This window comes from Streptococcus sp. 2342 (assembly GCF_013276795.1).
Lineage (GTDB): Bacteria > Bacillota > Bacilli > Lactobacillales > Streptococcaceae > Streptococcus.
In genome coordinates this window covers 65655-87242 of sequence record NZ_VMLR01000001.1, presented here as the reverse complement: position 1 = coordinate 87242, position 21588 = coordinate 65655, and the positions used below count along the sequence as shown (strand labels likewise).

The following is a 21588-nucleotide window of genomic DNA, read 5'->3' as shown; positions in this document are numbered from 1 at the left end:
TGATAAGATTTAATCCGTTTAACAGATTTTATTTGGTATTGATTTGGTTAAAACGTGCAAGTTTAGCTGCTTTCTTGGTTAATTGCGACAAGATTGCCAAACGATTTTGACGGACTGCTTCATTTTCAGCCATAACCATGGTATTCTCAAAGAAGGCATCAATGACTGTACTAAGCGCAAAGAGCTGTTTCAATTGCTGACTGGCAGTCCCTGACAAAACGAGTGATTCTACTGCTTCTGCCAAGGCTTTCTCTTCTTCATTCTCAAAGAGAGCTGAATCAACTGTAGCAATTCCTTTTGCCTTCTCAGCCAAGTTAAAGGCACGAGAAAGTGATTCAACAGATGGTTTGAAATCTTCTTCCTTACTTGCTTCTACAAGAGCACTTGCTGCTTCCAACATATCTGCCACAACAAAGTTCGAACTTGCAAGTACTGCTTCCTTGGTATCTTTTGGAGTAGAACCCATCATCTTATCAACACGAGCCTTGATAAAGTCCATAACCTCTGTCTTATTTTCATAAGTCAAGCTGTCAAATTTCAAAGCATAAAGGCTATCAATCAGCTCGTCCATAGCAATGTGCCAACCAAAAGCATCCAAGATACGAACTACACCTTGAGTTGCACGACGAAGAGCATAAGGGTCATTAGACCCTGATGGAATCAAACCTACTGAGAAGAAGCTCAAAATCGTATCCAATTTGTCTGCAATGGCAAGCACTGCGCCGACCTTGCTCTCTGGAAGTTCTCCTTCAGCTGAAGTAGGCATGTAGTGTTCACGAATAGCAGCTGCCACCGCTGGAGTTTCACCAGCAAGAAGGGCATATTTCTCACCCATAATTCCTTGGAGTTCGTCAAACTCACCAACCATACCTGTTAACAAGTCAAACTTGTAAATGGCTGCTGCACGGGCTAGGTCAATCGTTTCATCCGCTGACAAGCCTGCTTTTTCTGCCAAGAGAATAGCAATCTGACCAGTACGAATCATGTGTTCACGAAGGGAACCAATTTTCTCATGGAAAGTCACATTGTTTAATTTTTCAACAAGATCTGAAATCACCAATTTTTGGTCTTCACGCCAGAAGAATTCACCGTCTTCTAAGCGAGCGACCAAGACTTTTTCATTACCTTTGATGACATTTTCCAAATGCTCTGCGTTTCCATTACGAACAGAAATGAAGTTTGGCAAGAGTTTACCGTCTTGATCACGGACAACAAAGTACCGTTGGTGTTCTTTCATCGAAGTCACCAAAACTTCTTCTGGAACTTCAAGGTATTTGGCATCAAAGCTTCCCATAAAGGCAGTTGGGTATTCAACCAAGTTCAAGACTTCATTAAGCAAATCCGCATCAATTTCGATATGTACACCATGCTCAGCTTCGATTGCTTTGATTTGATCAACAATCATTTGCTCACGTTCACGTGGATCTGCAATTACATACTGTGCACGAAGGTCTTCTTCATAGCTCAATGCTGACTGAATCTTAGTTTCTTGTCCCAAGAAACGATGGCCACGGCTCACACGCCCTCCCTTAATATCAAGGAAATCCAAATCAAACTCTTCTTCATCTAAAAGAACAGTTAAAGTGTGAACAGGGCGGATGTATTCAAAGGTGTTGTTAGCCCAGTGCATGCTGACAGGGAAAGTCAATGACTTCAAGACATCTACAACACCAGGAACAATTGCTTCAACTGCTTGACCAACTTCTTCCTTAGTGACATAGACATATTCTTCCCCCTTAATTTCACGGAATTCGATATCTTCAACAGTCAATCCTTTTCCACGGACAAATCCTTGAGCTGCTTTGGTGAAGTTTCCATCACTATCCAATGCAATTTTCTTTGCTGGCCCCTTAAAATCTTCTGTCAAATCAGACTGTTTGTCTGCAAGACCAGTTAAACGAACAGCCAAACGACGTGGTGTTGAGAAGGTCTGAATAGCTTCAAAAGACAAGCGGTTTTCCTTGAGAAAGGCTGCCATTTTTTCGCCTAGTTGTTTTTCACTTGGTGTGACAACATAGGCTGGTAATTCTTCAAGACCGAGTTCTACTAATAAGTTTTTTGTCATGTTTTTTCTCCGAAAAATATCTTTTTATTTTCCAGTTTGCCTTATGTGATTGGTACGCAAGCAACCAACTTCGTTGTTTCATTGCTAAAATTGGAGCCAAAAGTCTCCAATTTTGCCTAGTATCCTTAGTTTCACTAAGGATACCTTCATCACTGCTGCAACTGGTTCAGGGCTCACACTGTTCGCCCATTTTCGTAATTTGTCACTTTCTTTATTCCGCGTCTTCTGCTAAGAGTTTAACTCGTGTTGCTTCATCTAAAAGTGGGTAACCTAGGCGTTTGCGTTCTGCGACAAAGGTTTTGGCTACGACACGGGCCAAGTTACGGATACGAGCGATATAGCCTGCGCGCTCTGTTACAGATACGGCACCACGCGCATCAAGCAGGTTAAAGGTGTGTGAACATTTGAGAACATAGTCATAGGCAGGGTGCACCAAGCCTTCTTCCAAGGCGCGACCAGCTTCTTTTTCAAACTTATCAAAGTTTTCAAGCAACATTTCTTGATCTGAAATTTCAAATGAGTATTTTGAGTGCTCATACTCAGGCTGAATAAAGATTTCTCCGTATTTTACACCATCAGCCCATTCGATATCATAGACAGAGTCAACTTCTTGAATGTAAGAAGCCAAACGCTCCAAACCATAGGTGACTTCCGCTGTCACAGGGCCAGTTGCCAATCCACCGACTTGTTGGAAATAAGTAAACTGAGTGATTTCCATCCCATCAAGCCAAACTTCCCAACCAAGACCAGCTGATCCAGTCGATGGATTTTCCCAATTGTCCTCAACGAAACGAATATCGTGTTCCAAAGGATTGATTCCCAATTTTTCCAAAGACTCAAGGTACAGTTCTTGGATGTTTGATGGAGATGGCTTCATGACAACCTGGAATTGGTGGTGTTGGTAAAGACGGTTAGGGTTTTCCCCGTAACGACCGTCAGCAGGACGACGTGATGGCTCTACATAGGCTGCATTCCATGGCTCAGGTCCGATAGCACGAAGGAAAGTGTAAGGACTCATGGTTCCCGCACCTTTTTCATTATCATAAGCCTGCATAAGCATACAACCTTGGTCATTCCAAAATTGTTGTAAAGTAAGGATGATTTCCTGGAAAGTCAATTTTTTAGACATTGTTTACTCCTTTTTTATAAATTACTTGCGACACGAGTCTGCCTCGTCGATTATACGAGGCAAGACGAGTTAGTACTGCGTCTAGCTCAGGCACTCTAGTGCTGAGCGTAGGGCAGTCCGACTGTAAGGAGGTTTCTGCCACTGACGCAGTGAAATGTTAATTTCTTAGACATTGAATACTCCTTAATAAAAAATGATTTCTTGCGACACGAGTCTGCCTCGTCGATCATACGAGGCAAGACGAGTTAGTACTGCGTCTAGCTCAGGCACTCTAGTGCTGAGCGTGGAGCAGCCCGACTGTAAGGAGGTTTCTGCCACTGACGCAGTAAAATGTTAATTTTTTAGACATTATTTACTCCTTTAGTTTTTATATTTCTTTTTCAATTAATTTCTGCTGAACAAACCAATTTAACAAGGGAAGAGTTTTATCTGTATTTGCCCATAGATAATAAGAATCTAAGACCGTTTGTACACTACCTAAATTTTCTACCAATTTATCTACTGTCAAAAAGCTGCGCCAGTATTCATAAAAAATACTTGCATAGTTCTTATCATAAGTCGAAGAACCAAAATCATTCAGTGAATGCCAACCATACTTCTTCTGAAAAAGTTCTACGAGAGATTGATTACAAATTTTTTCCGCTTGAAATTCCTCTTCTGTCAAGAAATACTTGCGACTAATATATTCAACCATCCCCTCTTCGAACCAGATATAAGAGTCGTAACCATCAAAATCATCTAAAAAATGCTCCGACCAATGAGCTAGCTCATGTCCTACAATCTGTAAGAGGAAATTTTCAGATAAAGAATGATAGTGACTTTCTATTGCTTGAGTTTGCTGAGAACACTTGTAGTCCATCAACTGATACAAATATAACTCTTTCCAAACAGCTAAATCAGGCGTCATAACCATTCGTCTATTATTTGTATAGGCTGGAACAGCGCTTTCCCTAATAATCTGTGTAGCAGCATTAAAATCTGACCAAATAACGGCTTGCGGTAAATCACAGACTGCAAGTTCATTCTTTAAAAAAGATTGATAATCTTTCAACTTTTCAGTATTTCTTACTACAAAATCACGAAATGTAGCTAGTTGACTATCGTCTTTTACAAGATAAAGGTTTTCCACGTCTCTCCTTTCTTTCACACAATAGACTGAATAAGCAAAAGAACCGCGTCCGACAATCCTAGGTTGATTTAACCTAGGGGCGTCAGAAACGCGGTTCCACCCTAATTTATTACTTCATTGTTTTTGAAAATACTACAGAAAGCGCCAGCACTTTATTTTGCCCTACTTGGCTCCCACTATCCCAAGCTCGCTTGAAGAACGCCATAAGACTTTCTTTCCTGCTGACTATTATATCAAAAATTAGAACAATGTACAATTCTTTTTATGATTTTCTAAAAATCCACATCATCAACTCGTGGAGCACCAGAATGAACAGCAATCGCTTTTAAGGTTTCACGCTCCTCATGGCTCAATTCAATTCCAAAGCAATCAAGATTAGCCTGAATACGAGAGGCTGTGACAGATTTTGGAAGTGGTAGAAATCCTTCTGCCAAGCTCCAGGCCAAGGCTATCTGAGCAACAAACTTTCCATGATTTGCTGCGATTTCTTGGACTTCCTTACTATCAAATAGTTCTCCCTGACCAAAAGGGCCCCAAGCTTCCAATAAAATTCCTTTTTCTCGACAGTAATCTACGACTTCCTCTTGATACACACCTGGCGCCAAGCGAACTTGATTGACCGCTGGAAGAATTTTTGCTGTTTCAAACAAGGCATCCAAATGATGGGGAAGAAAATTGCTAACGCCGATAGCACGGATCTTGCCTTCTTGATAGAGGTCTTCCATCGCTCTCCAGACCTCAGCATTTCGGATTTTCCATGCGTCATTTTCTCTAAGCGGTTTTGGATTTGGCCAATGAATCAAATACAGATCCAAATAATCCAAGCCCAACTTCGCTAAAGACTCTGCAAAAGCTTGACGAGCTTGCTCATAGGTTTGTTGGCTATTCCACAGCTTGGTAGTTACGAACAATTCCTCTCGTGGAACTCCGCTATCTTGAATGGCACGACCAACACTTTCTTCATTTTTATAAATAGCTGCCGTATCGATATGCCTATAGCCTGCCTTTAAAGCCTCTAGGACAGCTTGATAGGCAATCTCTCCATTTTCAGCTTTCCAGGTTCCAAATCCCAGAACTGGAATTTCTACTCCATTATTTAATTGATAGGTATTCATATGCTTCTCCTTCTATTTTATACTCTTCGAAAATCTCTTCAAACCACGTCAACGTCGCCTTGCCGTAGATATGGTTACTAACTTCGTCAGTTCTATCTGCAACCTCAAAACACTGTTTTGAGCAACCTGCAGCTAGTTTCCTAGTTTGCTCTTTGATTTTCATTGAGTATTATTCATCAATTATAGCATAAAACATTTTTTAAGTAGTACTATCTTTTGTAAAAAATAAGTCTATCACATATCTGACAGACCTATTTTTTATTGCTTATTCATCACGACTATAATACAGCTCATGAGGTTTTAGGCGAGTATTGAGCATCTCTGGTATGGTCACAAAGGTATAACCCTGATTTTTCAAATATTCAATGACCTTCGGCAAGGCATTGACTGTCGGACTGTGAATATCATGCATCAGAACGATAGAGCCATTAGCTACTTGATGCTGAATTTCCGTCAAAATAGCCGCTTCATTTTTACTCTTCCAGTCCAGACTATCCACATCCCACATGATAAAGCTCAAATCCAAGCTATTGCGAATATCATCTGTAATGGCTCCATAAGGCGGGCGCATGAGTTTTGAACTAGAACCCAGCACTTTAGTTAGCACATCCTCAGTATCAGTAATCTGTTTTTTAGCTTCATCAAGAGAGAGTTGCGAGAGAATCGGATGGCTCCAACTATGGTTTCCAACAACATGACCTTCAGATTTTATCCTCTTCACCAAGTCCTCATTCCCAGAAACATTTTTCCCAAGCACAAAGAAAGTGGCTTTAACACCATATTTAGCTAGAGTCTCTAATGCCTGCGGGGTCGTTGCTGGATTTGGACCATCATCAAAGGTTAGAGCGACAACTTTTTGATGTTTCTTATCAAAGTAAGACTGGTACAAGGCTGCGTCTTTTTCAAGTAAGTACGAAGATTGGATAACATCAAAGAAAGCAGATACTGGCAAGGCTATCTCTTCTAAATTTTCAACCGCAGGACTTGGATAAAGGATAATCTGACTATCCTTGTAATCAAAATTCCATGCAGATAAGTCTTGGTCAGAGAAACCTTTAACAATCTGGTCACTCTGGTCTTGATCTAATTTCTTATCCTGTAAGAAAGAGGTCAACTCTTTTATCAGCTGTTCCTTAGCCTTACTAGCATCTGAAAACAGTTGGTCAAGTGTAAAAGGTTGCCCATCTTCTGTTAAGTGAACCTTTCCTAGACTGGTCTTTTCTGTCTCTTCAACCTTAAAATCAACTAAATCATAGATTTGTTTGGTTACATTACGATTGACGACTCCCTTTAAACCTGACTCTTCTTGCTCTGTATAGTAGAAAACAAGAGTGTCCTTACTTTCTAGCTTGTCCTTAATGTCTTTATTTATCAGCTCCTTAGCAGACGAAATCACTTGTTCCCCTTGGAGAGGATAATAGGCAATCACTTCGGTTTGTCCCTTACGAAAATGCTCCCTCTGATTTCCCTCACTCAATTGATCGTCTTTCTCTTTTTTGAGCGATTCAATCTTTTGATCAAAACTTTTTTGCTGATACATTTTAAAAGCAATAAACCCGCCTAATAGGCAAATAGAAATTGCTAAAATACCAATCAAAGCCAATAATACATGTCTCTTTTTCCCGTGTCTGCCACGTCCCAGTCTACTTTTATTCATATTTATATCATAACAAATTTGAGCAATAATTTCAATGATTTTGGAGCGAAGCGTATATTAAAAAAGATCCTCAGTAAAAAATAACCGATTTCATTGCTGAGAATCGGCTTTCTAATGTATTTAATTAAGAAATATTATTATTACATAATAAAAATTATGTAAACAGAGTTTACAACAACAAATCCTTGACTTTTCCAATTTCACTTTTTGGAATAACTAGATGAATCATATCACCCAGATACATTCTGGTTGAGCCGTTAACTGTTTGGCTCTTTCCATTATGCACTTGGGTAGTGATGAGGACGTTGTGTGGTAAGTTGAGTTCATGAACTTGTTTCCCAGCAATTTTATCAGAAACTGGTATTTCGATAAGTGTCACTTCTCCTTCACTGGATACTGCCTCTGGAAGCATTTTTTCCAGCATGGCTTCATAGACTGGTGCACCCTTGAGCAAATCCATGATGATGTAAGCTACTAAGGTTACTAAACCAAGTGGCATGAGGTTGCGAATATCTCCTACCATCTCAGTTACGAGGATCATAGCGGTTAAGGGAGCTTTTGATATGGCTCCAAAATAGCCACTCATTCCTAGAATGACAAATATAGGGAATTGCTCCTGACTGACAAGTCCAATATTCACACAAATGACACCAACTAGGGCACCAAGTAAGGAACCGAGAGCCAAAATTGGTAGGAAAATTCCTCCTGGAAGACCACTTCCATAACTAATCATGCTCCAGATAAAGCGAATTAAAAAGTAAGCTAATAGAACTTGGAAACTAAAATCTTGCTCAGTTAGGGAAAGTACCAGCTGATTTCCACCACCAAGGATGTGGGGTAAAAAAATTCCGACTGGTATGATGAGAATGAAGGCCAGAATTGGATAATAAGCTCTATCCAAATGGATTTTTTGACCAATCAAGTCATAAACTCTTCCGATGTTTAATACAGCTTTCTCATAGAGAAAACCTGAAAATCCAAGGAAAATTCCCATGACGAGATATATCCAATACTGATCTAGGGTCATGAGAGGAATGTTATCTGGCATATCCAATACTGGTGTCAAACCGAACATGAGCAGAGACACAAAGTTTGCTACGAGACTAGCTGCTAGAGTGGAAACCCAGAAAAAGCGCGAAAAATGATGATAGACTTCTTCTACAACAAAGAGGAGACCTGCTATTGGAGCATTAAAGGCTGCGGCTAATCCTGCTGCAGCACCACTAGCAATCAGGGAACGTTCCTCCACTGGACTGGATTTGAGCCACTTGGAAATTCCTTTACCACCAACTGCTCCCAGTTGGATACTTGGCCCTTCACGCCCCAGCATGAGTCCGCTGGCAATAGCTAGAATTCCTAGAATATATTTTTTCCAGAGAACGCCCCACCAGTTAAGGGTCATGAGGCCTTTCAGTTCGGCTTCGACTTGAGGAATTCCTGAGCCTTTAATATCTTTTTCAGAGCGTGTCAGTTTGGCACTGAGCCAGCAGATGATTAGATAAAACAGGGCGATAATAAATAAATTAACAAATAGGTGCGCTTGATCTTGATAAAGTCCTTGTATCAGGTGGAAGCCTTTTTCAATTAAGAAACGAAAGGATCCGACGATAATTCCAACGACGAGGCCGACAATGATTCCTCGACCAACTTGGGATAGTATAGTGCTAGATGCAAAGGCGAATTCTTTCTTAGAACGGACTATTTCCGACTGTTCCTCCATGGTATTTCCTTTCAATTAACTTTCTTTTTTACCTAAAACCAGTGATTTAACGGGTTCAAAGCTGGTTCGGTGAATTGGGGTAACTCCTAGTTTTGTGAGGCCTTCCAAATGTTTAGCTGTGCCATATCCTGCATTAGTAGCGAAATCATAGCCAGGGAACTGCTGATCATAGTCCTTCATCAATTCATCACGGGTCACCTTGGCTACTATAGAAGCCGCTGCGATAGAGAGGGAGTTGGCATCTCCTTTGATGATGGAGGTTTGTGAAATGGGCAACTCCAGTTTCATGGCATCTATCAAAAGGTGCTCAGGTTGAGGCCTGAGCTGGGAGATAGCTTCCGTCATGGCCAGTTTGGTTGCTTCATAGATATTGACTTGGTCGATGACCTGATTATCCACGATACCAATTCCGATTGACAGGGCTTGGTCTTGAACGGCTTGGAAAATCTCCAGATGTTTCTTTTTAGGAATTTTCTTGCTATCGTTGAGACCTCTAATCTTACAATTTTGAGGTAAAATAACGGCAGCAGCGACTACAGGACCAGCAAGAGGACCACGACCAACCTCATCAATACCAGCAATTAAGGTCAATCCTTGCTTGTAAAGTTCTTTTTCGTAGGAAAGCATGGATTCCAAGCGCAAATTTTCATCTAATTCAGCTTGAATTTTTTTTTTACGCTTGCTGATTTCTTTTTGAACTCCTGAGCGATTATCCTTTTCAAGCTCTAAAAAAATAGGGTTATCTAAGTCCTTGACTGTTGCAAGTAGTCCTTTGATTTCTTTAATCGTCGCCATCGAGATCGTCCAATGTATCTAAGGTATAGTTACCGAGTTTGCCATCACGGACTTCCTTCACGAAGAGACTGTAAAAACGGTCATAGTCATCACGGAAACCGAGGGCACGGGTCATGTCCATAATAATAACCGGCGCTTCTTCTTCAATTTTCATTTGTTTGAAGCGTTCAGCTAGCTTTTCTGGATAATGTTTTTTGAAATAATTAAGACCAAAAATAGTTACCTCATCCATAGGAAGCAACTGGTCTTTGATAGCTCCAGTCAAGGCCAGTTTCAGTGCAACAGTTTCGTCTTCGAATTTAGGCCAGAGAATCCCCGGTGTATCCAAGATTTCCAGGTCTTTATTGGTTTTAAGCCATTGTTGTCCCTTGGTCACACCTGGTTTGTTACCGACAACGGCAATTTTCTTACCAGCTAAACGGTTCATAAGAGTGGATTTACCAGCGTTTGGAATCCCAATAATCATGGTACGCAAGGTTTCAATCTGAATCCCACGTTCTTTCTGGCGAGCAATCTTATCAGCCATAAGCTTCTTGGCCGCATCTGTTACAACTTTTACAGTTACTTGTTCTTTGGAATTGATAGCCAGCGTCTGAATTCCTTGTGATTCAAAATACTGACACCATTCCTTGGTCATTGCTGGATCGGACAAGTCCGCCTTGTTTAAAATCAAAAGTTTTGGTTTGTCACCAACAATCTTGGTCAACATAGGATTTTGACTAGATAGAGGTAAACGAGCATCCACCAAAATCGTCACAAAATCAACAAATTTTAAATTTTCCTGAACCTGTCGACGTGCTTTAGACATGTGACCAGGAAACCATTGAATAGTAGCCATTGAATTTTTTTCCTTTCGTAGCAAGGGTTTAGATACCCTATTTTATTTTACTATCGTTTGAACATAGAGAGTTCTCAAATGAATGATATTCAAATAGTTTTTTGTTTTATGATATAGAAATCTACCTTATATTATATCATGACTTCTTTCTTTTGTCCGATGATAGCCCTTTAAGCGCCCTGAATAGAAAAAGCGACTCTATAATATTTGTAGTGGGTAAATCCCCTATGGATATTATAGAGTCTATTTTGTGTAGAAAAAGTTCCATAGAAAAAATCATATGGAATCATTACTTTTTATCACAAAACCACTCGATATCAAAGAATCAAATATCAAAAAAGAAAGGACGAAATGTGTCCTTTCTAGATCTTATCTTTTCTTCAACCACTACAGTTGACAAAGAGCCCAAATTAATTTGATATTCCTAATCAATTTGTTCATATCTTATTCCAATCAACTATATATTAATTATGATAATTTATTCAATATCCCAGTGAGAATAAGAGAACCACTCATTAATCAGACTAGCAATTTCTCTAGGTGCTTCAGTATAAAGCTCATGGCCAAAGTTCTCTAGAAGAATAGTATCAAAATAGTCTGGCAATTCTTTTAGGGCTTCCTCTCTCCATGTAGCTTCATTAGGATAGCGAGGACTAATAAATAAGGTATCTCCCACTTCTCTCTTAAAAGCTTGTATCTTCCTCCGTAGGCGGAGTATCGCTTCTATATTTTCATAATTTATAGCCAACTCATATCTATTATACTCAGAATTCCAGTGATAGGACTGTCTTACAGCTTCCTCCATATTTTCTGACCAATGCTTTGCTTCAGATTTTTCTTTAGAAATAAGAACATCTAAGTCCGAAACAACTTGAGATTCAATATAGTTTTTTGTTTCCTCTAATTCCACATCTAAAGGTAAAATCTTATCTAAATCTAGATAGCCACCATCCAAAAGAATCAGTTTTGTCACTTCATAAAATTCCGATGCAAGATAACGCGCCAAATCTCCTCCAAGAGAATGACCTATCAGACAGATAGAGTCTCCTTCTACAATCTCATTTTTAAACCATAATTTCAATTCTGTTTCATCTCGAAGATGCTTTTCATATGGACTTAGAAAATAAACCTGCGAATCTAGTTCTTGAAGAAAATCCTTGCTATGATAGATATTGCTTCCCAGACCGCCAATAAAATATTTTTTCATTCTCTACTTAATACTATGCTTATTCATCTTTTGTTCAAAGATAGTCGTGATAATCTGACGTAATTCTTCGCGTTCTTTTTCTGGAATTTCACCACTTGTTTGAGCTGCAGCGTAGAGTTCAGGGTGTTCAATTGAAATGCGTTTAATCGTACGTGTCGTAGCATGTTTTCTGACGAAAAATGGGATTCGCTTAATCAAGTCTTGTGGTACTAGCGCAAGAATCTTTTCAGCAGTTTCCTTGTCACTAATCTTAGACGTCGTAAGCCCCTTCTTAATCATTTCCTGTTCTTTTTCTGTAAAATCTTTTAATTCCATTCGGTCAGTCCTCCTATTTTCTTTAAGTTAAATTATATACCAATTGCAGCAAGACGACAAATAGTCTGCTTGTAAAATCTTCTCTATACTACAATTTTCCTGTCGCTCTTTAATGAAAAATCACAAATCCTTTTGGAGAGATGACAAGCTGATTCTCTAATTCCTGGCAATTGCTTGCTAGTGCTACTGCTTTTTTCTCTACAATACAATCTTCTGTTGATTGGTTAAAGATAGCTTTAAGAATTTGTCCATCGTATTTCCATTCCAAAGCTACTACATCAGCTTTGATTTCTTGGAGACTATACTTGCCATGCGAAATGATTGATGACGCATGTTTACGAATCTTAATCAGCTTCTTCATGAAGTTCAGCATATCATCGTCACTTGAGACACGTTCCCAAGGCATACAACGACGACAATCTGGGTCTGGACCGCCAGTCAAGGAAAGCTCGGTTCCGTAGTAGATACACGGTGTTCCTTTTTGTAAAAAGAGAAAGGCTAGGGCTGATTTGACCAGTTGAACATCTTCATTGGCCGTCCACAAAATTCGTTCTGTATCATGTGAATCCAAGAGATTAAACATGACCTCTGAAATCTGCTGTTTGTAATACATAGATTGGCCATTGATTTCACCGATAAACTGGTCTGTCTTCTTAATTCCTCGTAAGAAATACTCTTTGATGCTATCAGATAAAGGATAATTCATAACAGCATGGAATTCATCTCCATTTAGCCAAGGCTGAGACCTATGCCAGACTTCTCCTAAAATATAAAGATCAGGTTTTTTAGCTAAAACTGCTTTTCGAAAATCCTTCCAAAACTGATGGTCAATCTCATTAGCCACATCCAAACGCCAAGCATCAATATCAAACTCTTCAATCCAATAAGTCGCAACCTTTAAAAGATAATCCTTGACCTCTGGATTGGCTGTATTTAGCTTAGGCATATAGTCCTCGAAACCAAAAGCATGATAAGGTAAATCTCTCTTATTGGCTAGCTTTTCAGTCCTCACTGGAAATTGTTGAATATGGAACCAATCTTTATAAGCAGACTCCTCACCGTTTTCGACAACATCTTGCCATTGAGGCGATTGCGAACCAATATGGTTAAATACCGCATCCAACATGATTTTCATGTCACGCTGATGAGCTTGCTCGACCAGTTCCCGAAAGGTCTCCTTGTCCCCAAAATGACGGTCAATTTCAAAGTAATCTGTCGTATTGTACTTGTGATTGCTTGTAGATTCAAAGATAGGACAAAGATAAAGTCCAGTAATTCCCAAGTCTTGCAAGTAATCCAGATGGTCAATAATCCCCTGTAAATCACCACCAAAGAAATCATCACTCTTAGGTGTGATAGATGAATGCCAGTCTAAAGCCCCTTCTGGGTTTAATCGAGCATTTCCATTAGCAAACCTCTCAGGAAATATCTGATACCATACCGTGTCTGAAACCCAGTCGGGAACCTGACAGGCATCAATCTCATGAATATAAGGCAACTTAAAGCCATTCCCAATAGCATGAAGATTTTCTAGAGAATTTTCCACACAAGCTTTATCACCATACAAAATACTTTGACCTTCTGTATCCATGACTTCAAAGAGATACTGGATACGTGCAAAGTCAACGGACACTTCAACCTGCCAATAATCAAAGATGGCATCAGAAGTTATCTTGGCCATTTCTTTTATATCCTGATAAAACTCCTCCATAAAGATAAAAGGGTCACCATAATGTAAGTTGATGCTTTCAATATCCCCTTTCTTAGTTCGAATCCGAATATGAAGCTTCTTATCCTTATAAAGATAGGCAAACTCCGACTCAGGCCTATGGTAAATGGCACTTAATTCCATCAATTTGTCTCCTTGAGTTCCAATTTAAATTTTACGCAAACGTTTTCAAAATTAATAAATCCAGTATACTATTTTTGTAAATTATTTGCAAGGAATGTCCGTTCTTAAAGGAACTATCTTTTAAAGTATACAAAAAGCCTTAAAAAAGGCTTTCTCTATATACTAATCCTCTTTCGGTTTTGAAAATACTTCTACTCGCTGAGCTAGGACTTTGATTTCTACAGGTAGGTTATCCGATTTATCGCCGTCAACATCTGACTCCAATTCACTATCTGAAGAGATCTTAATATTACGCGCTCTGATATACTCAATATTATCATTGCCGACAACATCTCCTTTTAGTAAATCAGGAATAACGGATAATTTAGAGAATATAGAAGCATCTTTTAGAATCAAAATATTGGCATAGCCGTCCTTGTTTTCTTCAAAGATTTTCTTATCGGCGAAGTAATTTGTCAAGAGAACAAAAACATGACTAGCTTCACCAATATAATTTCCATTTTCTGTCTCAACCTTAATGTTAAAGACCTGATCCGTCATAACAGACTTCATGGTATTTACAGCATAGGCTAAAATACCGAATTTTGTCTTATCCTCTATTTCAACATTGTGAATCGCCTCAGGCAGAGAACCGATACTAAAAATATAACCAAAATAGTTATCATTTGCTTTACCGATATCAATCTTATTGGTTAAGTTGAAATCCAGTTCATCTATCGCGCCATCGATGTCTTGATTGATTTCCAATAGTTTTGTAATGAGGTTACCCGTACCGCCTGGGATAATACCCAACTTAGGAATGTAGTCTCTCTCAGCAATACCCGAAATGACTTCGTTGACAGTCCCATCTCCACCAAACACAACCACTGCATCGTACTTCTCACTAGAAGCTTCTTCAGCAAAATGTGTTGCATCCAGCGCTTTTTCGGTAATTTTGGTTTCCACGTGGTCAAAGTATTTTTTTGCCCTATTCTCCAACTTTTCTTTGTAATCCAAAGCCTTCTCGCCACCAGAAGTAGGGTTGATAATTAACATTGCTTTTTTCATTGATAATACTCCTTAATTTTTAAATAGAAATGTTTACATTTCGTCGTATGCAAGTAAATGTAAACATATTATACAATGAAAATATAGAAAAGAGAAATCTGACGTACTGGAGATTAAAACGCTTTTATTCTATTTTCCCATCGCATAACTACATCCTTTAAGGGTTCATCCAAGTAAGAAATGGCCTTATCCTTTATCCAATCAGGAATACCATAAGCTGCCTCTGCAATGCTACCAGTTATTGTAGCAAGTGTATCACTATCGCCACCAAGTGAGATGGCATTCCTTATCGCATCTTCGAAGTCTCTACTTTCAAGAAAGGCAATAATGGCTTGAGGGACAGTTTCTTGACATGTTTCGTTAAAATGATAGTTAGGGCGGATTTCATCTAAAGTTTGAGATAGATTGTAGCCGTATGTCTTCTCTATATAATCCTTAATCCGTCTTTTACACTCTGCTGGATTGTCCTTAATTGGTTGCTCGTATTCTCTACAATAACCACCAAAGTAAAAACGACACAGAAAGATAGCATCAACTGTAGCCATAGCACCTTTAATACCTTCTGGATGATTATGGGTTACCTCTGCAGAAAGGCTCGCAAGTTCTCTAGATGATGGCCACATTCCGGTTCTCGCATAAAAACTACAGTCCATGTCCCAAGCGCATGGAGAAACACGCATAGCCGAACCATTCCCAAAGCTATTATAAGGCTCACGGTTATCGCTGTTTAGCCATGCATTAAACCGAGCACCGTAATCAGCATTCGGATACATTCTGCCATATTTCTTCATCGCGTCAATGAAGTCATCTTTTTGTCCCCCATTCATAATTGCTTCTGCGACAGCACAGGTCATAACCGTGTCATCTGTAAAAAAGCAGTCCTTCCGAAATAAAGGAAAGTCCTTTGTTTTGATATTGTTCCATTCGTAAACAGAACCGACAATATCTCCAATAATTGCTCCTAGCATAAGATTCCTCCTTATTCATTTTGAGACTTTCTATATTAGTTAACTTACATATTTATTTTAGAAAACAATGTCCTGTTGGATTTTAAAAATTTCATTTTTTTCAAAATAGGGTTTTACCATTTCTTTCCATCTAGCTTTATGAAAATTGATTGAGTTTAAAGGAGATAGGCCATAATTTCCCAATGCATAACCATCATTTACTTCAACAACAAGTGTCCTGCCATCACAAGTAACACCGATATCTAGTCCATAAGCTATTGGCGCATCTTTCCAACATGATATGGCTTTATCAATTACACTTGCATCAAAATGTGCATGATAATCACCTGTATAGGGTCGAACATCTAATACTTGACCATCTAACACAAAACACCGCCATTCTGCTATGAATTCTACAACTTCACTAATCCATATAGGATAGTCGAAAGGTAGACCAATACCTATTAAATCATGTGTTCCATTAACAACTCTTCCAGTAAAGACTTTTGAACCAGCTTTAGGCTTAATAAATTTTCCCCAATTATCAGGTATATTTACAATCTCTCCTAAAATACCAGCATAAATCTTTCGACCATAAAACTCTTTAAGCTCAATAGGATAGTCATAAACCGGAACGTTTAAGCCCATCATTTTTAGTAATGCTCTAGTCTCCGTTATATAATCTACAACTATATCTTCACTTGTTAACTGTTTTATTTCAGAAAAAGATTGATATAAAATAACTTCTTCTCCTTGTAAGTAGGCACCTACTTGAGCATTGTACTTATTAATTGAAACTTCACTTGGTAGTTTGCTTTGTCTAATATAAACAACCATTTCATCACTCCTATATCACTAGTGTTACACCTATTTGTAAAAAAATAATAGCTTTTTGCTCTTATTTTTTTGAGTAAATAGCTCCCATAATATCATCGAAATAATCAACAGTATTTAGGAGTAATTCTATAACCTGGGACTTTGTTAGTCGCATTCCCCTTCTATCTCTAGCATCTTCTACTAAATTTTCAAGTTTCTCTAGATTTTTATCATCCAAGCTAATCATTATTCTATTTTTATCAGTTGCCATTTACTTTACCTCAAGTTAATTCTATCACAGGTGTAACACTTGTGTCAACTGGCTTTTATAATACATTAGTTTAAAAGTGGAGAGGATTTTTAACACAGTAACTTTAAATCTTTGGTATTAAAAAATTTTCACAGTATTTATAGAAATAAAATCTGTCTCAAATAAGTTATCAAATCTAGTATAAATTATGAGCGGCTACTCTAATACTTTCCCTCTAAACAAGAAAAAGGCTTACACTCAAGGATTTTCTTAACCCCCTTCGTTACAACGTTTTGATGATTTTACTAGCAAAGGTATATACTCACAAGGAACTTTGGTTGACTATTGAATCTCTCCCACCTCTTCTTTTACATATTCTTCTACATCTTCAATTTCTACAAACATTGGGTCTAAATGACACAAGAAGTGCCAATCTTCGCTCCCTTTTTTTCTGTAAAGAATCGCTTCACCGTCTTCACTTCCGAAAAAGCTTCTGTCGATTTCATATCCATTACGCTCTAAGTAATCTTTTGTTTTACGATAGCTCGCTTCTCTTGTTTCGACATAGTCTTTAACCTCATGGTTGTTAACGATATATGCATCAATTTTTGAATATCCTTCGATCACTCTATCATTTTTGAGGGATAAATTTGAAATCTCTTTCCAAATAATGTCTACATTTTCCTCAGGATCGAACATAAATTTAGATAAAGGAACAATATTTCCGTTAAAAATAATTTCCATATAATCCGGTATGTTTTTAGAATTAAAATACTCCACTTCAAAACCATCTTCTGTTTCCAGAGTGTATCCCGGAATTTGAGCTACAAAGGCTTTCCCCTCTTCTATGGAATCAAATGCGACTAAATCTTTTGAATAATTATTTTGATATAACTCTAATATAATCATTTATAACCTCATCTAAATTATCCGTAGATTGATTTTTCAGAATATAATACTGATTAGTTCCCCTTAGGATATAGTAAATTCTTTTTTCTACCTTCTTAAAACATCATTTAAAGGCTACATACTCGGCGGTTCGCTGTTACCCTATCGTTTCGTCGTAAACTTCTTACTCTACGACAGCTATCCCATTGGCAGACTCAAAAGGTTCAATGAACTTTTTGAGGATTAATTTCGTTTCACTAACAAACTCACACACTCAACATGATGCGTTTGAGGAAACAAATCCACCGGCTGGACTTTCTTTAACTCGTATCCCAATTCTTGGTAGAGTTTGATATCACGTGCCATGGTTGCGACATTACATGAGACATAGGCAATGCGATCAGCTCCTGTTTGGCTACTTGCCTTGATAAAGCTTTCTGTCAAGCCCTTGCGTGGAGGATCAACCAAGATAACGGTTGGTTGAATACCGTCTTTGAGCCAATTTTTCATAGTATTTTCAGCTGTGTCACAGACATAGTTGGCATTTGAAATATTGTTCAGTTGAGCATTCTTCTTGCTATTCTCAACCGCTTCTGGAATGACTTCAACACCATAGACTTCCTTGACATATTTCGCAACAGAAAGACCAATCGTCCCGATACCAGAATAGGCATCAATAACCACATCATCTTCTTTTAATTCAGCAAAGTCAATAGCTGTTTGATAAAGTTTTTCAGCCATTTCTGTATTAACTTGGTAAAAGGCTGGTCCAGCGATTTGGTAGTCATTTCCCAACATCTGGTCGGTAATATAGTCTTGTCCATAAAGGGTGCGCCATTCCTTACCAAAAATCGCATTGGTGTTCTGGTCGTTGATATTTTGCATAACAGACGTAATGTCTGGGAACTGCTTGATTAGTTGTTCAATCAATTGCTCCACACGAAAAACTTTGGGACGAGTTGTTACCAAAATAACCATAATTTGTCCTGAATAGTGGCCACGACGCACCACAAGGTTTCGAATCAAGCCAGCTTGTTCCTTTTCATCATAAGGTTTCAAATCATAACGACGGAGCAAGTCGCGTAGGGCTACAACTACCTCATCAATCACAGGATCTTGGATAAAGAAATCTTCCAGTGGCATGAGGTCGTGGGAATTCTTACGGAAAAATCCAGTTTCCAAGACACCATTCACTCGACGAACAGGGACCTGTGCCTTGTTGCGATACTTGACTGGATTTTCCATACCCAAAGTTTCAGCAACTTCTACATCAGCAATTCCAGCAATCTTGTAGAGACTGTCCTTAACTTGCTTGGTTTTAAATTTGAGCTGTTCTGGATAGGCAAGATGACCTAAATCCGCGATTCCTGAACGCAGGTAAGCCAAATCTAGATCTTGATTACGATATGGTGACTGGACAAGGTATTCTTCAACTTTCCCAAAGCCAATCTTTTTATTGACCTTGAGAACTCGCATGAGGATTTTTTCATTTGGTAAAGCATTCTCGACAAAGAATACCAAACCATCCACCTTGGCAACTCCTGCGCCTTCATGTGTCAAATCAACAATTTCAACTTCTACAATATCATTTTTCTTTAACATTCTCTTCTCTTTCTATTGGCCGACAAAAAAGACGGCAACGTTACGGTTACCATCTATTATACCATGAAATTTGTAATCAGATTCTCTTTATCTATGCTAGTTCATTGCTTTAAAAGCTGCTTCTGCATCTGCGTTGCTGATAACACCAAATTGAATCTTTCCAATCTTTCCTTGGCTATCAATTAAATATTCTGTAGGAATGCTTCGAATTTGATAAGCTTGGAAGGTGGTTGCTTTGGTATCATAAAGCACTGGGATATCCTTATAACCTTGATCTTGGAACCATTGTGGGAATTGCTCGACAGTTTTTTCACCTTGAATACCTGGTGCAATGACACTAAGAATTTCAAAATCACGATCTGGTTTTGCAGCTAATTCCATCAACTCAGGCATACTTTTCTTACATGGACCACACCAGGAAGCCCAAAACTTCAAATAGACTTTTTTACCTTTATAATCAGATAACTTAACTTCTTTGCCATCCATGGATTGCAAGGTAAAGTCTGGAGCCTCTTTTCCGACTGCTATTTGTTGTACAGTCGTTTGTTGCTTTGGCTGTTGTGCCGCTTGAGTCTTTTTAGTTTCTTCCTTACCACAAGCCAGCAATACGACTAATGACAAGAGGCTTAAGCCAGCAAACATAATTTTTTTCATTTTTTTCTCCTTTATTCAAAAATTCCAGCTAGGACATTTACTTGTCCTAATAGTAACAAAATTCCCATTAAAATAATGAGGAAACCACCAATTTTCTTCAGTAGCATCATATGACGCTTGATTTTACTAAAATAAGGCATCACGACTCCTGAAGCTAGCGCCAATACCAAGAAAGGAATGGCCATCCCCAGAGTGTAAATCAAGGTATAAATAGCTCCTTGCAAAGCCTCATTGCCTCCAGAAGCCGCAAGCGCTAAAACAGAACTTAAAACTGGACCGATACATGGCGTCCAACCGAAGCTAAAGGTAATACCGAGTAAAAAGGCCGACCAATAACGATTGGCTTCTGATTTCTTAAAAGTAAAGCTTTTTTGAACCTCTAATTTCTTAAAATGAAAAATTTCCATCTGGTGAAGACCCAAAATGATAATAATGGTTCCCATGACATATCGAAACCAATTTGCATAGAGAATATGACCAAAGTAACCAGCACCAAAGCCTAGAATAAAGAAAATGAGAGAAATACCTGCGATAAAGCAAAGCGTTCGAATCAAACCGGACCAAAGAACCTTTCTCCCAAACAAGGAAAAACTTTTTGCACTTTCCTGATCATCCAATAAAATCCCAGCATAAACTGGCAGAAGTGGAAAAATGCAAGGAGAAAAGAAGGACAAGACCCCTGCTAAAAAAACGGAGATTGAAAATACTAGCGTTTCCAATAAAGAACCAACTTTCTTAAGATTTCTAATCCTATTTTACTATATTCAATTTAATTTGTATGCTTTCTGCTACGCAAAATCGGATCGGGCACTACTGGACCAATCTTTTCTTTTGCTAGTCAAGGCGGATCTTATCCCCAAAATAGCCAAAAAGCAACGACAAGGGTTACTCGTCGCTGCTTTTGTAAACGGAAACGTCTTTTAGATTTGACATTTCATAAATCATGTTTTACTTGAGTTTGGCAAGGATTGCTTTAAGCTCCTCTACTAGTTTAGCTTCTGTCTCTACTGAGCCATTTTCCTCTTTCACGAAATCAAGGGTTTCTTGGAGAAGGTTTTTGGCTTTGGCAAGGACTTTTTTATCCGCTTTTTCTGCATCTAGCTGTCCAAGAACTTTTGTCAATTCCGTGCTTAATTGCTGGATTTCTGACTCTTTCTTACGACGCACCAACCAGAAGGCAATCACGCCTAGGAGGGCAAGTAGACTGGCCACAATCACTCCTGCTGGAACTGAGTTTGTTTCAGCCATCTTATCTGAATCCTTACTATCTTCCGTTCCTTGTTTGGCATCCTTCTTGTCCTGTGTAGGCTTGCTGTCGCTAGCATTTGCTTTCACATCTTTGAGAGAGTCCAAGGCAACCTTCACAGACTCTACTGCAGTACGCAGACCTTGCTCTGTCAAGGCACTATCTTCCAGAGCTTTTTGAGCATCTAGGAGGACAGCTTTTGCTGCATCGATTTTCGGATCAGATACTGTTGCCAAAGCTTTCAAGCGTTGGTCTAACTCTTGAGTCAAGGCACGAAGTTCAGACTTGTCGACTTGCTCTTGAGCTGGAGCTTGCG

At 38.8% G+C, this 21588-nt stretch carries 21 protein-coding genes; all 21 read right to left on the bottom strand.

The window, feature by feature from the left end; all coding sequences use genetic code 11:
- Positions 1-28: 28 nt before the first annotated feature.
- Entirely contained in the window at positions 29-2065 is a 2037-nt protein-coding gene (glyS, locus tag HT689_RS00420) for a glycine--tRNA ligase subunit beta (RefSeq protein ID WP_173280752.1), read from the bottom strand.
- Positions 2066-2276: 211 nt separating this feature from the next.
- On the bottom strand, positions 2277-3194 hold the full coding sequence (gene glyQ / locus HT689_RS00415; protein WP_023936433.1) for a glycine--tRNA ligase subunit alpha: 918 nt from the start codon (positions 3192-3194) through the stop codon (positions 2277-2279).
- 367 nt (positions 3195-3561) lie between these two features.
- Entirely contained in the window at positions 3562-4323 is a 762-nt protein-coding gene (locus HT689_RS00410) for an elongation factor Tu (RefSeq protein WP_054393102.1), read from the bottom strand.
- A 272-nt stretch (positions 4324-4595) separates the two neighbouring features.
- Positions 4596-5438, bottom strand: coding sequence for an aldo/keto reductase (locus HT689_RS00405; RefSeq protein WP_173280749.1), 843 nt, complete (start codon positions 5436-5438; stop codon positions 4596-4598).
- The gene (locus HT689_RS09570) at positions 5416-5601 is read right to left on the bottom strand and encodes a hypothetical protein (protein WP_240148107.1); all 186 of its coding nucleotides are present in this window, start codon (positions 5599-5601) and stop codon (positions 5416-5418) included. The genes HT689_RS00405 and HT689_RS09570 overlap by 23 nt, the downstream gene beginning before the upstream one ends.
- A gap of 102 nt (positions 5602-5703) precedes the next feature.
- On the bottom strand, positions 5704-7095 hold the full coding sequence (pgdA, locus tag HT689_RS00395) for a peptidoglycan-N-acetylglucosamine deacetylase PgdA (protein ID WP_173227169.1): 1392 nt from the start codon (positions 7093-7095) through the stop codon (positions 5704-5706).
- A gap of 169 nt (positions 7096-7264) precedes the next feature.
- On the bottom strand, positions 7265-8815 hold the full coding sequence (locus HT689_RS00390) for a ClC family H(+)/Cl(-) exchange transporter (RefSeq protein WP_173280747.1): 1551 nt from the start codon (positions 8813-8815) through the stop codon (positions 7265-7267).
- Positions 8816-8830: 15 nt separating this feature from the next.
- Positions 8831-9610 (bottom strand): ribonuclease HII, encoded by a 780-nt coding sequence (locus HT689_RS00385; protein ID WP_173227165.1) that lies wholly within the window; start codon positions 9608-9610, stop codon positions 8831-8833.
- Positions 9597-10448, bottom strand: a complete 852-nt coding sequence (gene ylqF / locus HT689_RS00380) for a ribosome biogenesis GTPase YlqF (protein ID WP_173280744.1) — start codon at positions 10446-10448, stop codon at positions 9597-9599. The genes HT689_RS00385 and ylqF overlap by 14 nt, the downstream gene beginning before the upstream one ends.
- 478 nt (positions 10449-10926) lie before the next feature.
- Positions 10927-11655 carry an alpha/beta hydrolase gene (locus HT689_RS00375; RefSeq protein WP_173227161.1) on the bottom strand — a complete coding sequence of 243 codons (729 nt, stop codon included), beginning with the start codon at positions 11653-11655 and terminating at the stop codon, positions 10927-10929.
- A 3-nt stretch (positions 11656-11658) separates the two neighbouring features.
- Positions 11659-11970 carry a hypothetical protein gene (locus HT689_RS00370; RefSeq protein ID WP_000420556.1) on the bottom strand — a complete coding sequence of 104 codons (312 nt, stop codon included), beginning with the start codon at positions 11968-11970 and terminating at the stop codon, positions 11659-11661.
- 109 nt (positions 11971-12079) lie between these two features.
- Entirely contained in the window at positions 12080-13822 is a 1743-nt protein-coding gene (locus HT689_RS00365) for a glycoside hydrolase family 13 protein (protein ID WP_173227159.1), read from the bottom strand.
- A 162-nt stretch (positions 13823-13984) separates the two neighbouring features.
- Positions 13985-14869 (bottom strand): diacylglycerol kinase family protein, encoded by an 885-nt coding sequence (locus tag HT689_RS00360; protein WP_173227157.1) that lies wholly within the window; start codon positions 14867-14869, stop codon positions 13985-13987.
- A gap of 113 nt (positions 14870-14982) precedes the next feature.
- The gene (locus tag HT689_RS00355) at positions 14983-15837 is read right to left on the bottom strand and encodes an ADP-ribosylglycohydrolase family protein (protein WP_173227155.1); all 855 of its coding nucleotides are present in this window, start codon (positions 15835-15837) and stop codon (positions 14983-14985) included.
- Between the two features lie 57 nt (positions 15838-15894).
- Positions 15895-16653 (bottom strand): ATP-grasp domain-containing protein, encoded by a 759-nt coding sequence (locus tag HT689_RS00350; protein WP_173227153.1) that lies wholly within the window; start codon positions 16651-16653, stop codon positions 15895-15897.
- Positions 16654-16714: 61 nt separating this feature from the next.
- Complete coding sequence (locus tag HT689_RS00345) at positions 16715-16903, bottom strand: hypothetical protein (protein ID WP_000179769.1); 189 nt, start codon at positions 16901-16903, stop codon at positions 16715-16717.
- Positions 16904-17224: 321 nt separating this feature from the next.
- Positions 17225-17791: a hypothetical protein gene (locus HT689_RS00340; protein WP_173227151.1), complete on the bottom strand. Its 567-nt coding sequence runs from the start codon at positions 17789-17791 to the stop codon at positions 17225-17227.
- 222 nt (positions 17792-18013) lie between these two features.
- The gene (gene rlmD / locus HT689_RS00335; protein WP_173227149.1) at positions 18014-19372 is read right to left on the bottom strand and encodes a 23S rRNA (uracil(1939)-C(5))-methyltransferase RlmD; all 1359 of its coding nucleotides are present in this window, start codon (positions 19370-19372) and stop codon (positions 18014-18016) included.
- A 96-nt stretch (positions 19373-19468) separates the two neighbouring features.
- Complete coding sequence (gene sdbB / locus HT689_RS00330; RefSeq protein WP_173251673.1) at positions 19469-20026, bottom strand: thiol-disulfide oxidoreductase-associated lipoprotein SdbB; 558 nt, start codon at positions 20024-20026, stop codon at positions 19469-19471.
- 11 nt (positions 20027-20037) lie between these two features.
- Positions 20038-20745 (bottom strand): thiol-disulfide oxidoreductase-associated membrane protein CcdA2, encoded by a 708-nt coding sequence (gene ccdA2 / locus HT689_RS00325; RefSeq protein WP_173251676.1) that lies wholly within the window; start codon positions 20743-20745, stop codon positions 20038-20040.
- Positions 20746-20974: 229 nt separating this feature from the next.
- Positions 20975-21391, bottom strand: coding sequence for a hypothetical protein (locus HT689_RS00320; protein ID WP_173251698.1), 417 nt, complete (start codon positions 21389-21391; stop codon positions 20975-20977).
- Positions 21392-21588 lie beyond the last annotated feature (197 nt).

What these genes read in the sequence shown, in the direction of transcription:
- glyS (WP_173280752.1), bottom strand. Translation starts at nt 2,065, where the DNA reads ATGACAAAAAACTTATTAGTAGAACTCGGTCTTGAAGAATTACCAGCC.
- glyQ (WP_023936433.1), bottom strand. Translation starts at nt 3,194, where the DNA reads ATGTCTAAAAAATTGACTTTCCAGGAAATCATCCTTACTTTACAACAA.
- HT689_RS00405 (WP_173280749.1), bottom strand. Translation starts at nt 5,438, where the DNA reads ATGAATACCTATCAATTAAATAATGGAGTAGAAATTCCAGTTCTGGGA.
- HT689_RS09570 (WP_240148107.1), bottom strand. Translation starts at nt 5,601, where the DNA reads ATGAAAATCAAAGAGCAAACTAGGAAACTAGCTGCAGGTTGCTCAAAA.
- pgdA (WP_173227169.1), bottom strand. Translation starts at nt 7,095, where the DNA reads ATGAATAAAAGTAGACTGGGACGTGGCAGACACGGGAAAAAGAGACAT.
- HT689_RS00390 (WP_173280747.1), bottom strand. Translation starts at nt 8,815, where the DNA reads ATGGAGGAACAGTCGGAAATAGTCCGTTCTAAGAAAGAATTCGCCTTT.
- HT689_RS00385 (WP_173227165.1), bottom strand. Translation starts at nt 9,610, where the DNA reads ATGGCGACGATTAAAGAAATCAAAGGACTACTTGCAACAGTCAAGGAC.
- ylqF (WP_173280744.1), bottom strand. Translation starts at nt 10,448, where the DNA reads ATGGCTACTATTCAATGGTTTCCTGGTCACATGTCTAAAGCACGTCGA.
- HT689_RS00375 (WP_173227161.1), bottom strand. Translation starts at nt 11,655, where the DNA reads ATGAAAAAATATTTTATTGGCGGTCTGGGAAGCAATATCTATCATAGC.
- HT689_RS00370 (WP_000420556.1), bottom strand. Translation starts at nt 11,970, where the DNA reads ATGGAATTAAAAGATTTTACAGAAAAAGAACAGGAAATGATTAAGAAG.
- HT689_RS00365 (WP_173227159.1), bottom strand. Translation starts at nt 13,822, where the DNA reads ATGGAATTAAGTGCCATTTACCATAGGCCTGAGTCGGAGTTTGCCTAT.
- HT689_RS00360 (WP_173227157.1), bottom strand. Translation starts at nt 14,869, where the DNA reads ATGAAAAAAGCAATGTTAATTATCAACCCTACTTCTGGTGGCGAGAAG.
- HT689_RS00355 (WP_173227155.1), bottom strand. Translation starts at nt 15,837, where the DNA reads ATGCTAGGAGCAATTATTGGAGATATTGTCGGTTCTGTTTACGAATGG.
- HT689_RS00350 (WP_173227153.1), bottom strand. Translation starts at nt 16,653, where the DNA reads ATGGTTGTTTATATTAGACAAAGCAAACTACCAAGTGAAGTTTCAATT.
- HT689_RS00345 (WP_000179769.1), bottom strand. Translation starts at nt 16,903, where the DNA reads ATGGCAACTGATAAAAATAGAATAATGATTAGCTTGGATGATAAAAAT.
- HT689_RS00340 (WP_173227151.1), bottom strand. Translation starts at nt 17,791, where the DNA reads ATGATTATATTAGAGTTATATCAAAATAATTATTCAAAAGATTTAGTC.
- rlmD (WP_173227149.1), bottom strand. Translation starts at nt 19,372, where the DNA reads ATGTTAAAGAAAAATGATATTGTAGAAGTTGAAATTGTTGATTTGACA.
- sdbB (WP_173251673.1), bottom strand. Translation starts at nt 20,026, where the DNA reads ATGAAAAAAATTATGTTTGCTGGCTTAAGCCTCTTGTCATTAGTCGTA.